Source organism: Paenibacillus sp. 01T443 (genome assembly GCF_056398325.1).
On the sequence record NZ_JBFTPE010000006.1, the window covers coordinates 287,436 to 301,298 of the forward strand.

The following is a 13,863-nucleotide window of genomic DNA, read 5'->3' on the forward strand; positions in this document are numbered from 1 at the left end:
TCTGCTAACTCAGTTTGCTGGCTTCTCATTCACAGCTCTTCCAGTGTTACACGTAAAAAAATTAAAAACTTAACACTAATATTAACCGTTCGAGATGACGATATAGGGAGTATCACTAACTGGAGGCTCTACTTAAAATGAACAAAAAATCCAAGTTTAATCGCAGCGGTATTTTGACGTTCTTATTGGCATTTATCGTTACAACCGTTTTTGTCCCAATCGGTAAAGTTAGAGGTGAAGACACTATGCTAAAGACAGGAAACTATATTCATAGCCCTGTTCCGAACGCAGGGAACTCTCCCGACTGGAAAGAGTCTGGGGTTATATCCTCGGCGGACGGCGTCTTGTTCGACGGAACCCCGGCTTACGCAGGCTGGATGGGTAGCGCAAACTCTCACTCAACTGTGAATGTGGTTATTGATCTGTTGAAGGACTACCCCTTGCACCAGATCCGCGTGGTGCTGAATTCACCCAACAAATATTGGGGATTTAAGGACATTACCGTAAAGTACCGTCCCGAATCGGCGACGGGGTATTACATTGCAACCAGACACGTAAGAACGGGAACCGATTTAAACCATTCGGTAACCATCCCGATGTCAAACAAGACGGTCAGGTTTATCGTGCTGAACATTAGGCGTACCCAAGCCTATCAACATATTCCGCTGACGGAAGTTGAGATTTATAGAGGTACTGGCGTTGAGGGGCAATATCTGAGACCTGCTCTTATCCAGGAAGGATTGAAAGCTGAATTGAATAAGGAGGCTCTGCTTGCGGACAAGTTCGGTCAATGGATGAATGAAACCTGGCCCGGAAAGGTTACATCCGAAGCGCAGCTGCGGCTGGAATATGCGAATGAGGCCGTTGCCTTGGCGAATGTTTCGCTAGATCCCACAAAATATGATCAATATGGAGGCATTAAAAGCTTAGGAAAGCAAGCAAGCACCGGGTACTTCAAGCTTCAAACAATTAACGGAAAATGGTGGTTTATTACGCCGGACGGATATCCCTTTATTGTTAAAGGAGTGGATGCAGCAAGTTTATGGGAAACCGGATATAAGACGTCGATCCTGAAACCGGACGGCACCTCTAAGCAGATTTTTGAGGAATTGCCCGATCGTACCGCTTACGCTCCCGCCTACACCAGAGATGCCAACGGCGAATACGTCAGCTTCGTTACCGCCAATGTTATGAAAAAATACGGAAGCGGATTTGAGTCGAAATGGGAGGATATCACGAAGAAGCGTTTAATCCAGTGGGGCTTTAACACCTTCAGCAAGTGGACCAAACCAAAAAACATAACGTTTCCGTACATTCAATCGCTGCAAGACCCCTCGAATTTGAGAAGGATACAATGGACGTACGACGTTTTTGACCCGCAGAGCGGGCCCATCATCGAGTACGCGCTGAAGACACAGCTTCAAAATGCTAGATACAGCAAGTGGTTGATCGGTTATACTTACGATAATGAAGCGGGTTGGAATGCCGATATCGTAAAAGAGGTGCTGACCTATTCTTCGTCCTCTCCGGCAAAAAGCGCATTCGTGGATTTTCTTGAGCCAAGATATAATGGCAGCCTCGCCGCGGTCAATCAGCTTCTGGGCACGAACGCTGTATCGTTTGACGCTTTGAAAGATACCAAGATCAATATTACCGAAGTTCCCACGGTCGATATATCGGAATATATCAGGCTGGCATCCAGAACTTACTATTCCATGATCAGGGACATTATTAAAAAATACGATCCGAACCATCTGTTCCTGGGCACGTCTATCGTTCCTACCTGGCGAACCAGCTTAGATTGGGATCAAGCGGCTATGGAGTTTGTAGATGCCTTTTCCGTGGACAGTTATATAAGAGATGCGAGTTGGATATCCAGATACGAAGATTATGGAAAGCCCCTGTTGAATCTGGAACATTCATTCGGCTCGTCCGAACGCGGACTTTCCTATATCAGTGCGGCTACAATGACAACAAGCATCATGGAAAGAGGAATGGCTTACCGAGCTTTTGTGGAAAGCCAGGCTGCGCATCCGTTGTTTGTCGGCTCAGGCTGGTTTGCCTACTACGATCAGCCGGTTACCGGGCGTCCGGACGGCGAGAGCTACAACGTTGGCCTGGTCAATCAGCAGGATCAGCCGTATGCGGATATGGTCAACATCATGAAGACGGCACATGCCGGATTAGAAAGTGTTCACCTTAACGGGGCTTCCCGTTGAAAATTCCTTCTCCAGTCAGGATAGAAGCCGAGATTTACAGTTCGTAAATGGGGATTGCGACCCAGACTTTCTCGGAATCCGGGACAGGGCTGAAAATCGATTCGTTTAAAATTATTGCTTTTAATTACATTTTTCATGCTTTTATTTTAAGAAGTATAATTCCCTTATTCTAATCACTGAATTCGTCATTATCTCTTCGCCAAGGCCGTTAACTTAATCCCAAATTGAATTCCAATCTAAGAATCTAACATTAAGGAATTAATCGTCACTAGGAAGTTTTCAGGAGTTCTTCTTGGTAACACAGCTTCGAGTAAATCAAATAGTTCTTCTATTTGAAGTTAATTCAAGCCCAATTTGGAGAACAGTAGAAATACCAGAAACAGACATGAAAACGTCTCTCCATTAAATCTGATGGCCTGTTGCGGTTATCGATGTCCTGCCAGTTAACGTTACAAAGGACTGCCACCCGGCAGCCCTTTGGCATTCAACTATCGTTCTCCGTTAGCGTAACCGATCCCCATTTATTAGAGTTTTAACTCTAAGCGTCTATACTTGTCTTTCATGCCCATTGACTCATATAATCCGACAGCTTCCTTATTAGCCGCATACACGTCTAGTTCAACTGCGTCTACATTCATCTTCTTGGCGTAATCTATAATAAACTGAAACATAACACGCCCAATCCCTTTTCCTCGATACGCTTCGCTAACACAAAGATCGTTTACATAAATCATCGATCTTTGTCTAAATATCGATCTTTCAGTGGTCCTCTCTGTATTTAATACTGCATAAGCTATTAGTTCTTCCGTTTGCGGTAGAACGCCAACAACCACCCTAGATTTTTCAGTCTCATAATAGGACTTCACGGTTTGTTCATTGTACAGATCTGCACTAATAAATTGTTCTGGTCTCAAAATTGCATGGTAATCATCGACTTGTCTTCTTAATTTGATGATATCAGCAATATCAGTCTCGATAGAATCCCGTATCCTTACATTCAATTTTGAACATCCTCCCATGCCATAAAAAAATCGTAGCTATTCAGCTAGAAAATCCGATTTACTACAGCAATTGTATCATTAATAATAAAAGATAAATAAGGCGACTTTATTTATAATTAATTTGCCCTTTTCGTAACGAAAGGCTGCCATTCATGCCGGCAGCCTGGTGTCGTTGTGCTATACTGCCCGTTAGCTCAACAAAAAGATTCGCCTTATCAAATATTACAATCGAGTAGGAGGGGGCGCCTAGCCCCCGACCTCTCACACCACCGTACGTATCGTTCGGTATACGGCGGTACATGTCCTATTCCGCAATTGATCATATCTGTCCGTGAGACTTCTCAGACCAAGGGATACCCAGTATTGGTTATCCAGTGATCGGTGGAGAATTGGACTACACGCGATACGCCAGTATTTCTTTCTCAAATTTCCCCATTCATAGGCTTTCTGTTTCGGGACTCCCATCGACAGCAGTTTTCTAACCTTCGTCTTTGGTTGCTTCCATTGCTTCCAGACACACATCCGAAGTCTTCTTCTTGTCCATTCATCCAACTCTCGGAACACACTTTTCGTATCTGTCAGGGCATAATAACCGCACCAACCTGTCAAATATTGATTTAACTCCTTCATTCGCATCTCGATTGGGATCGCTTTGCTGCGTGAGGTGATCGCTTTGATCTTTGCTTTGATTCGCTCTAAGGATGGTTTTGCGATCTTTATGCGCGGGTTCTTCTTATCCCAACTGAATGTAAACCCTAGAAACTTTCGTTTCCATGGGCGGTCTACCGCACTTTTCTCTCGATTGACCCTCAGTTTCAGTTTCCCTTCGATAAATGCGGTAATGGATTCCATCACGCGATGTCCTGCTTTCCACGTTTTCACGTAAATGTTACAGTCATCGGCATATCTCACGAAGCGAAGGTTCCTCTTTTCCAGTTCCTTATCTAATTCGTCAAGGACGATGTTCGATAATAATGGACTAAGTGGACCTCCTTGCGGCGAGGGGAAGCTGGAAGGAGCCAACGATTTTACCATTTTCTTGCGTCTGATCCTGCCGCTGGCGAAGCCTGCACTTGCTTCGATTGGACTATTCATTGCCTTGGGATACTGGAATGACTGGACGATGAGCTTCTTCTTCATACAGGACAAAGATTTATATTCGCTTCAGTTCTATCTGTACAAGATTGTTGCCGGTGCGGTCTTAAATCGGGGAAGCGATGTAGTCAGCTTGAAGGATGAGATTGCGCAGATCTCAGCCTACTTCTCCATCCAGAATAAGCGGTTCAATGGATCATTACAATTGGTCCTGGAGCCGGACGAAGAACTGCTGCAATTCAAGGTATTGAAGCTAATCTTGCAGCCATTAGTTGAGAATGCTATTCTGCACGGAATACTCTGTAAGGAAGAAAGAGAGGTACCATAACGATAAGCGTTCGCCGAATGGCAGACGACCTGCTCATTCAAGTGAAGGATGACGGGATCGGAATGCCTGAAAAAGTGTTGGAAAACTTCCGACGCAACCTGCCGGTTACACATAATTCTAGCGAGACCGGAGGCAGCGGCTTTGGCTTGCAAAACGTTCAAGAGAGAATCCGCTTGCATTACGGGGGAAACTACAATATTGCGATCACAAGCGAGATAGGTGTCGGTACCATGATAGTACTTCGCATCCCCGCCGTGCTTATTACCGAGGAAAATCAACAGGAAATGGATATATAGTTACAATCGAAAGCCGCGCTCTCTGAAGAGAAGCGCGGCTTTCGATTTGCTTGTTAAGACTACGATGTAACACTTTCGACAATCGCGACACCCCAACGGTCGAGTTCGATCTGTTCATTTATGCAAACTTTACGGTTCGAGAGCAGTTCGGTACCGTCCTCGTACGAATAAGTGAACGAAATAGACGCGTCAGAATAGTTGAAAAAGTAGCGTATCTCCCGGCCTGCTTCATTCGTTCCGGACTTCACGATTAATGGGTAGCGACAATCTTGCTCGGGGCCCCATAGTCCTGCTGCCTTGCTGGCCCGTTCCAGTACTTTCGCCATGACTTGAGCGCTCGGCATGCAGCCGATATACGTCGCGATGCCTTTGCCGTAACGATTCTCGGTAACGGCTGCATAAGCCCCCCAGTGCGGGTGCTCGTACCAAGCGAGCGCTTCCGCAGTCGTCGGGGTAAGCAGCTCCATCCAGACTTCTACCGTGTTGTGCTCCGCACCTACCCCGAACGGGTCTCCCTTGAGTATCACCTTATCAGGTTGGATGAACTGGCTGTACCGAATGCCGCAAACCTCGTCGATACGTCCGGGCTGCACATTCGTCCGGACCTTGATATGTTCGTTTGCAAAACCGCTCTTGAACGTGTAAACAACATGTCCGCCGTTTTCCACATACCGGTTCAATCGATCCAGCGTATCGTCCGATGCCGCATACAGCGCAGGGATGACAATTAGGTCGTATTGATCGAGTGCATCCGAATCTGGCGACAAAATATCGCAGCCGATGTTCATTTCATACAGCCGGTCATACATGAGGCGGACGATGTCATTGTAATCGGCTTTCCTTCCGGGCAGAGGGAACCATTGAAGCGCCGTCAACGCTTCGTTGCTGACAAGCAAGGCTGCACGGTTCTTCTTCTTCAAGTTAATGAGCTTCGGAGACAACCTCGCGAAATCGCGTCCGATTGTCATCGCCTCTTCGTAGGTCGGGTTCGGACCCATGTCATGACTGAGAAGTCCTTTCCAATACGTCTCGATAGCATTGTGAATGGAATGCCAATGCCAGTACTCGACCATATTGGCCCCTGATGCCAGATGGCTGAACGCCTGAAGCCGCAGCTGGCCGGGGTATGGCGTCCAATTCGGGAAAGCTTGTGCCTGCGTCTCCAGCACGAAGTAATTTGCTTGCTTGAGTGAACGGGCGGTGTCGCCGCAGAACGAAATCTCTTTGCCGGTGAGATTGTCTTGCGATGGGTGATAAATGTCTACACCGACGATATCCAGCGTTTCCGCCGCGGAAAAATGGTCAACATCCGGCTGCACACCGAACGAACCGTCCCTCCAGCCAAAGTCAAAATTATGCGTAACGAATTGGTCTGGGCGTTTGTACTCGTTTACAATCGAAGCTTGCAATGCCAGAAATTCAGTGACGAGCCGCCGCTGGAAACGAGCGAATTCCGCCCCCAGGCTTCCGTTAATCGTGCCGACAACCGAAGGGAAATCTTCCCAACTGTTAATCCGATTACTCCAGTAATCGAGCCCGAATTCCTGATTTACCCGTTCCACCGTACCGAATTTGTCCTTGATGTATTTCGCGAATCGCAGCTGTACGTTCGGACCGCTTGTACGGTAATGTTTCGTCTCGTTGTCAATTTGATATCCGATGACGGCGGGATGGCCGCAAACGCGCGCGATCAACTTGCGAATGATGCGTTCCGCATAGAACAGGTACGTCGGATTTGTAATATCCATTATTTGCCGCGCCCCATATCGACCGGGACCGTCCGGGGTAACCGCCAGTACGTCGGGATGCTCTCTCACCATCCATGTCGGAACCGCATAAGTCGGTGTACCAATGATGACGTGAATGCCCGCCCGGTGCATCGCGGTAAGCACGCGGTCGACGCTAGAAAAATCGAAAACGCCATTCTGCGGTTCATGCGTGCTCCACGTCGATTCGGCGATGCGGACGAGGTTGATTCCTGCCTCCTTCATCATGCGTATATCTTCTTCGAGCCGTTCGTAAGGCATGTATTCGTCGTAATAAGCCACACCGTAAAGCAGCTGTTTCATTGTCCTACTCCTCCTTATGTTCGTTTCTCGTTATTCGCGCTGACACGGATAAGCTCAACGCGAATTGAGCTAATTTTCATTTTATAGGATGGATTGTCTTAGAACATGGCCGGACACCTCTATTCCGTATAAGTTTAAGTGCGGTCTTCACGATAGGCGCCGGGGGTAACCCCCGTAAATTTCTTGAATACTTTAGAAAAGTAATGATTGCTTTCGAACCCTACCCGCTGACCGATTGCATTGACCGTAAGATGCTGCTGATGGTTGAGCAGCTTCTTCGCTTCGCGAATTCGCAGGCCGTTCAAGTAGTTTACGAAGTTTTCTCCCGTTTCCTTCTTGAACAATCTGCTGATATAGTGCGGATGTAGATCCATCAGCCCTGCAAGATGCTCCAGCGAAAGATCCTGCATATAATGCTTGTCCAAGTAGGCCAAGATGCGCTGGGCATGAATAGCGTAGCCGCTGGAATCACGCTCGATGGGAAGCTCCTCGGCAATGCGTTTCAGCAGTTCCGCGATTTCATCCCTATCGACCGGCTTCATCAAATAGTCGACGACCCCCGCACGCAGCGCTCTCCGCGCATATTCAAAGTAGTCGTATCCGGTCAAAATGATGAAGCGGTCGCATAATCCCGATTCTCTGGCTTCTTCAATCAAATCGAATCCGTTCTTCTCGGGCATGTGCAGATCCGTCACGGTAACATCCGGCAGATAGGCTTTCATCACATCAAGCGCTTCGGGCACGCTGGAAGCAGCTCGAACCTCCATACCGAGAGGCATCGACTCGTTGACGATCTTGACAATGCCGTTCAAAATCAATGGCTCGTCATCCACGATCAATACTTTCATTCTTCGCCTCCCCTTTATCGATGATGATAGTGACGCAGGTCCCCTCCCCTTGCCTGCTTTCAAGGTTTAGCCTTGAAGTGCCGCGAAAAAATGATTTGATACGCTCGCTTACATTATAAATGCCTATACCCCGGCTTTCTTCCCCTTCCGATCTGAGCTCTGATCCATTCGTTATTTGATTTTGAATGGCGAGCAGTTTATCTAACGCAATTCCAGGGCCGTTGTCTTCTATCCTGATCCGGATTTCTTCAGGCGTCTCTTCTACCTGAAGCCGAACATGAACGGGCCGGAGAACGGCGGACGCGCCATGCACGATGCTATTCTCCACTATCGGCTGCAATATAAAGCGAGGACACGCAATATGCTTCGCCTCGACTGAAACGTCAATTTCGTAAGTTAGCCTGGCCTGCAAGCGCATCTTGTGGATTTTCAAATAGAAGGTGATCATTTCAAGTTCTCTCTCAAGAATCGTCACGTCCTGCTTCGATGACAGGCTGTATCGCATTAGCTTCCCAAACCAGAATGATATATCCGCGGCCTCTCTGTCGTTGTTCGATTCGGCGACCATTCGGATCGTTTCAAGGGTATTGTACAAAAAATGCGGTTTGATCTGCGCCTGCAGTACCATGTAAGCGGCTTCTTTATTCCGAAGCTCGGCGCGGTGTGCATTATTGATTAATTCGTCCACGCGTTGAACCATGGAGTTGTAGGTGGCTGTAAGAAAACCGATTTCATCCTTTTCATCCAACTTGTCGTGCTTAATGATGTGCTGTCTCAAATTATCGTTATTCAACGTTCGCATAAATCTGGCTAATCTCAGAATCCGTTTGGTTATGGTCGATGCCATCGCGTAATAAGCAACGGACAAGCCGACCAACAAAAGGACGATTAATGTTACTAAAATAAGTTCTCGCTGCTTGATCGAATAAAAAACTTCGCCGGCTCGTCCCGCAACAACGACTCTAACGTTCAGTTCATCGATATTTATTCCGTTGACGATCGACTTTCGATTGATGAAAAATGCACTATCGTCTTGCCCCAACCGATGTAGAGTCTGTTCGTCAAGCGCCGATGCCGCCTCGCCTTCGTTAAGCGGTCGACCATCAGGTGACAACAAGAAGGCGTGCCAATTCCCTTCCACTCCGGCCGCAGCGTAAAAATTCCCAATCAGACTATTACGAATTCGAATCTCCAGAAGCCCGATTCTTTCCGTAAATTGCGTATTGTAAATATGCTGATAATAGATCAAGTCAGGCTTTGCCGCTTCGGGCTCTTCGCGTATCCACAACCCTTTGCCCGGTTTCAAATGTTCGACTTTCTCTTCGATTTGCGCATTTAGCAAAGATTGATCACGGAAGAGATCCGTTACCGGTAAAACGCGATTTTTCATCTTGTAGATGACAATCGATTCAATCTCAGGATTGGCGAACAACGACTGCGTATACAGCGGCCGAATGTAGCGAATAAGCGCATAAACGCTATCCGCATCGGTCTGGTACACGCCATCCAGATAATCCGTGACATAAGGATTATATTGCAGCAAACGCTGAACCGATTGAATGCGTATAAAATCGCTTTTCATGTTGGCATATGCCTGCTCGAGAATCTTTTGCCGGCTTTCCACGAACTGCCTGGTCAGATTGCCATAAGTTTGTGTGTAGTAATGGTACCCGAAGCCGAGAACCGGAATGAAAATAAGAATGATATATCCCAAAATCATTTTACGCGTAATGCTCATGGGGACAAACTCACTCCGATCTTAATCGCTATGTCTTGTCTTTATATTACCATGAGCAAGCAAAGTCCGGGAGAAGCAATTACAGCCTCTACCGGACAACCCTCTTACTTAAACAAATCCTTTTTCTTCTGATACGTTTGATTTGCCCAATCCACCAGCTTTTGCAGGCCCATGCTCTCTGCGGTTTTAATCATATTTTCGTAATTGGCAATTGCTTCTTCCTCTGTTTTGGACAAATAAATTTTCACCTTTTCATTTTTGATCATTTCGTCAATTTTTGTTTTAATCGTTTTTCCCTCCGAATCCGGCTGCGTCTGGATTAAGCCAATTTCCGGTTTATATATCGTCATCGCTTTCCTTTCCATCAAGGCTTGCGTCTTTTGCGTACCCGGAACATATCCAAGCATGCCTTCCGTGAACCCGTCATTATACAAATACCACCATTTAATGCCGTTGCTGTTCACGAATTCGCTGTCCGACGGATCATAGTTCAGATTCGGATATCCTTCTTCGTTCCAAGTCCAATGCTCGCCCTCAACCCCGAACATAGTCAATTTCTTGCCCTCGTCGCTAGCCAAATACTCAATGAACTTAATTGAAGCTTCAGGATCTTTGTTTTCCTTTGTGATGAAGGTGCCGGCAAAGCCAAGACCCGTACTAACCGACTTAGCATCGCTTGACAAGGCGCTCGGCAGCATCTTGAACGTATAAGCTCCTCCATTTTTTTTAACAGCGATATTATCCATATCCGCCACGCTTACTGTATGACTATGAGCAAATGCCTTTCCGCTTGTTGCGTATTGATCGTCGATTTGGTCATTCGCATGAGCGAAATTCTCCGCCAGAATATAACCGTTTCGATACAAACTATTCATAAATTTGAAGTAATCGAGCATTTTCGGATGCTTAATGGCATATTCAATTTCTCCGTCTTGCTCGTACCAGCCATCCATCAGTGCTTCCACGCCGATCTGCTGAATGAAGTATTGCTCGATCCAATCTTTATCCATAATGAGCGGTACCATATCGGGATACTTTTCTTTAACCATTCCCAGTACTTTCGTAAAGTCGTCCAGCGACTGGATGGACGGATTGCCGAGTTCTTTCAGTATATCCTCACGCACGGCGATCCCGGGATTGCCATCGCTGCCGATCGCATATTTATTTTGCGCCATTTCCTCCTGAGTCGCAAAAGAGTTACGGACCGTATAGAAATTGCCATCATCCATCGTATGGATCGCGATTCTTGTATTGTCGATCTTGAATTCAGGCGCATATTTCTCGATCAGCTCGTTCCACGGATAGGAGAGCTTGGAATCGGACATCCGGTCAATGTTGGCGTTGGTGAAAACAAGATCCGGAAGATCTCCCGAAGCGATCATGAGGGGAAGTTGCTTATCGTCGGTTGCAACCGTAACTTTGAGCTTGATGCCTGTTTTCTCTGTAATTTTCTCGGCAACCGAACCCTTCCATTCCTTTACAGGATACCAAGAAGCATCGATAAACAACGAAAGCTCCTTTACTTCTTCTCCGCTGTTCGAACTCGTTTCGTTCCCGGGTTCATTGCTTTCTCCGGGATCAGCCGTATTTTGGGAGCATGCGGCCAGCAAACTAAGCACCAGCATAACTGCCAGCGATAAGAACAAAAATTTCTTGCTTCTGAATTTGTTCAATGTAACCCCTCCAATGAATGTTTTATTATATATCAAAGCATGCGCTTTAATATTATGCGAATCGGTTAACCTTTTACTGAACCCAACATAATACCTTGGATAAAAAACTTTTGAAGGAATGGATATACGCATACAATTGGTGCAATGGAGACAACCATTGCCGCTACCTGAAGCGAATAGCTTGTAACACCGGCTGCCGCTTTATTCGCTGCGGCAAGAGCGTCTACGGGTGCACTGCTCTTGTTGATCACTTCCATCATTCTGAATGCAAGCGTTCTCAATTCTTCCGATTGTACGAAATAAGCGGAATCCAGCCAGGAATTCCATTGACCAACACCTGTGAAAAGAGCCATAGTCGCGATTAGGGGCATGGATACCGGCATTATGATTCTGTAAAAAATGACGATTTCATTGGCTCCGTCTATATGCGCGGATTCCTTCAGTTCCTGAGGAATTTCCCGGAAAAACGAGATGGCAATCAACAAGAAAAATGTGCTCAGCATGGATGGGATGATGTATACGCCAAATGAATTCAGAAGCCCAAGTGAGCGAAGCACCACGTAGTAGGGAATAAGTCCTCCCGAGAAATACATCGCAAAAATAACGATCGTGAAATACGATTTACGAAACATAAGATCGCGATGCGAGAGCCCGTATGCCACAAGACAGGTAAACAAAACCCCCAGCACGGTTCCTGAAACGGTTCTCGAAATGGTTACCAAAAAGGCTTGATACCAATGAGGATCATTCAAAAAGCGGGCATAGTTCTCGAATGTGAAGGTCCGTGGCCACAAATAAACGCCACCGAGAAGCGAATCAGTCCCCTTGTTAAATGATAAAATAAGAACGTAATAAAACGGATAAAGCATACACAGCATGATCATGAACAGTACGATCGCGACTCCTGCATCCATTATGCGATCCTTTTGTCGTTGGCTAAGCGTCATCGCCTGTCTCCCCCTTCCTAAAATAAGCTAGATCCCGACAATCGCTTGGCGATATAGTTGCTGGAGAAGATTAGCGTCACGGAGATCACAGATTGGATCAAATCGATGGCAGCCGCATACGAGAAGCGCCCGTCCCTTAATCCCACCTTGAACGCGTAGGTTTGTACGATTTCCGAGGTTGGATTGTTGATGCTGTTGCCTAGCAGGAAAGCTTGTTCGAAATTCGAGCCTACCWGACCTCCGCCCAGTATGCTGCCTATCGTCAAGATCAGCACGACGATGATCGTTCCCTGCATGCCGGGCAACGTAATGTGGCGAATACGCGCCAATCTCCCTGCGCCGTCGATTTGCGCGGCCTCATACAGGGAAGGATTAATTCCCGCGATGGCGGCCAAGAAAATGATTGTCCACCAACCCATCTCCTTCCACACCGCACTTCCTACCGCAAGCCCCCAGAAATGATCGGGGTTCGTAAGAATGTCGAGCGGCTTGTCGATCCAACCGAGACTCATCAGCGCCTTGTTGACAAGGCCGATATCGGCAGACAGGAAAGCGAAAGCTAGTCCTACTACTACTACCCACGAAATAAAATGGGGCAAGTAGCTGACGGTTTGGACAAACCTCTTGAACCGTAGATTTTTCGCTTCGTTCAGCAAAATCGCCAGCAGTATTGGAGCCGGAAAGGCAAAGATCACTTTGAGAAAACTTAAGACCAGCGTATTGCGGACAATGGTTCCGAATTGATAATCGTTGACGAACTCGTCGAAGTGTTTAAGGCCGACCCACTCGCTTGTGAAGATTCCTCTTATTCCGGTGGAGATGGAATAATTTTTGAACGCCATCACGATGCCGAACATTGGAGAATAGGCGAAGATCAGCAGAAAAATCATTCCGAGCCCCACGAAAAGATGAAGTACCTTTTGTTTTTTGAATCGCTTCCAATAATCCGTTCGACTTTGATTATTGGCTGAACCGTTTGTCATTTGTGTGCCAAGATCCATATATGTCCCTCCCTTGATATCAAGTCTACACCGGAGGGAGAGAGCTTCGTAAGCCAACATTTTAAAGAAAGCGTTGTCATTTTTTGATCTCAAGTCTCACGCTAAGTCGACTTGTCGTTCATTTTACAGGTGTGAGGTACAACCACTTCACGAACCGGGAATACCGTGCTGCGGTCGGAAATGATGTCTCGGGATCGAGTATTGGTATCTGGCGAGCGGCCTGACGAGACCATTTAATCTCCCATGTTGAATGCGGCTAAAATATGTGACATACGAAAAAGAACGGTAACGGGTTAACTTCCCGCAACCGTCCTAACAAGTCATGAACGTTTATGCATGCCCAAAATCCAGTTTTATCTAGTAATGCAACTGCAACTGCCGTATCATCACATCCCTCCGATAAAATTCCAAATCACAGTTTTTCTATTCAAAAAGATATATCCATAAGCGATCAGGCAGGGAGTTGTTACATAGTAAAATTTTCTCAATTACAATTATCTTCGTTCAAAATATTGCTGGAGCGGCTTCATGCCCATTTGATTCATCAACGTGCGGTTGTAGAAACGCCTTGCGATGTGCCGTTGATGCCTGCCTTGAATCCGCAGCCTCCGATTATTATTCACCGGTGTACCGTCAGTCGCTAGACAG

At 46.6% G+C, this 13,863-nt stretch carries 10 protein-coding genes and 1 pseudogene; 3 read left to right on the forward strand and 8 right to left on the reverse strand.

Annotated features, from left to right (window positions below):
- Positions 1-137: 137 nt before the first annotated feature.
- Positions 138-2,219 (forward strand): alpha-amylase family protein, encoded by a 2,082-nt coding sequence (locus tag AC1DLI_RS12125; RefSeq protein ID WP_477602836.1) that lies wholly within the window; start codon positions 138-140, stop codon positions 2,217-2,219.
- Between the two features lie 524 nt (positions 2,220-2,743).
- On the opposite strand, the gene AC1DLI_RS12130 is transcribed toward AC1DLI_RS12125, so the two are convergent.
- A complete protein-coding gene (locus AC1DLI_RS12130; RefSeq protein ID WP_477602838.1) occupies positions 2,744-3,220 on the reverse strand; it encodes an N-acetyltransferase family protein in 477 nt (158 codons plus the stop codon).
- 261 nt (positions 3,221-3,481) lie between these two features.
- Positions 3,482-4,222, reverse strand: a pseudogene (locus AC1DLI_RS12135) (group II intron maturase-specific domain-containing protein); the annotation flags it as partial.
- Between AC1DLI_RS12135 and AC1DLI_RS12140 the strand changes: the two are divergent.
- Both AC1DLI_RS12140 and AC1DLI_RS12145 read left to right on the forward strand, forming a co-directional pair.
- Positions 4,182-4,643 (forward strand): hypothetical protein, encoded by a 462-nt coding sequence (locus tag AC1DLI_RS12140; protein WP_364151558.1) that lies wholly within the window; start codon positions 4,182-4,184, stop codon positions 4,641-4,643. The pseudogene AC1DLI_RS12135 and the gene AC1DLI_RS12140 sit on opposite strands and share 41 nt — an antisense overlap.
- A 17-nt stretch (positions 4,644-4,660) precedes the next feature.
- Positions 4,661-4,939, forward strand: a complete 279-nt coding sequence (locus tag AC1DLI_RS12145; RefSeq protein ID WP_477602840.1) for a sensor histidine kinase — start codon at positions 4,661-4,663, stop codon at positions 4,937-4,939.
- 59 nt (positions 4,940-4,998) lie between these two features.
- Here AC1DLI_RS12145 and AC1DLI_RS12150 read toward each other — a convergent pair whose 3' ends face one another.
- The 6 genes from AC1DLI_RS12150 to AC1DLI_RS12175 form a co-directional block, all read right to left on the reverse strand.
- Positions 4,999-7,008 carry a beta-galactosidase gene (locus tag AC1DLI_RS12150; RefSeq protein ID WP_477602842.1) on the reverse strand — a complete coding sequence of 670 codons (2,010 nt, stop codon included), beginning with the start codon at positions 7,006-7,008 and terminating at the stop codon, positions 4,999-5,001.
- 134 nt (positions 7,009-7,142) lie between these two features.
- On the reverse strand, positions 7,143-7,856 hold the full coding sequence (locus tag AC1DLI_RS12155; RefSeq protein WP_477602844.1) for a response regulator transcription factor: 714 nt from the start codon (positions 7,854-7,856) through the stop codon (positions 7,143-7,145).
- A complete protein-coding gene (locus AC1DLI_RS12160; protein WP_477602846.1) occupies positions 7,834-9,594 on the reverse strand; it encodes a sensor histidine kinase in 1,761 nt (586 codons plus the stop codon). Before AC1DLI_RS12160 ends, AC1DLI_RS12155 begins: the two co-directional genes overlap by 23 nt.
- A gap of 104 nt (positions 9,595-9,698) precedes the next feature.
- The gene (locus AC1DLI_RS12165) at positions 9,699-11,267 is read right to left on the reverse strand and encodes an extracellular solute-binding protein (protein ID WP_477602848.1); all 1,569 of its coding nucleotides are present in this window, start codon (positions 11,265-11,267) and stop codon (positions 9,699-9,701) included.
- 65 nt (positions 11,268-11,332) lie between these two features.
- Positions 11,333-12,214, reverse strand: coding sequence for a carbohydrate ABC transporter permease (locus tag AC1DLI_RS12170; RefSeq protein WP_364151227.1), 882 nt, complete (start codon positions 12,212-12,214; stop codon positions 11,333-11,335).
- 17 nt (positions 12,215-12,231) lie between these two features.
- The gene (locus AC1DLI_RS12175) at positions 12,232-13,215 is read right to left on the reverse strand and encodes an ABC transporter permease (RefSeq protein WP_477602851.1); all 984 of its coding nucleotides are present in this window, start codon (positions 13,213-13,215) and stop codon (positions 12,232-12,234) included.
- Positions 13,216-13,863 lie beyond the last annotated feature (648 nt).

What these genes read in the sequence shown, in the direction of transcription:
- AC1DLI_RS12125 (WP_477602836.1), top strand. Translation starts at nt 138, where the DNA reads ATGAACAAAAAATCCAAGTTTAATCGCAGCGGTATTTTGACGTTCTTA.
- AC1DLI_RS12140 (WP_364151558.1), top strand. Translation starts at nt 4,182, where the DNA reads ATGTTCGATAATAATGGACTAAGTGGACCTCCTTGCGGCGAGGGGAAG.
- AC1DLI_RS12145 (WP_477602840.1), top strand. Translation starts at nt 4,661, where the DNA reads ATGGCAGACGACCTGCTCATTCAAGTGAAGGATGACGGGATCGGAATG.
- AC1DLI_RS12150 (WP_477602842.1), bottom strand. Translation starts at nt 7,008, where the DNA reads ATGAAACAGCTGCTTTACGGTGTGGCTTATTACGACGAATACATGCCT.
- AC1DLI_RS12155 (WP_477602844.1), bottom strand. Translation starts at nt 7,856, where the DNA reads ATGAAAGTATTGATCGTGGATGACGAGCCATTGATTTTGAACGGCATT.
- AC1DLI_RS12160 (WP_477602846.1), bottom strand. Translation starts at nt 9,594, where the DNA reads ATGAGCATTACGCGTAAAATGATTTTGGGATATATCATTCTTATTTTC.
- AC1DLI_RS12170 (WP_364151227.1), bottom strand. Translation starts at nt 12,214, where the DNA reads ATGACGCTTAGCCAACGACAAAAGGATCGCATAATGGATGCAGGAGTC.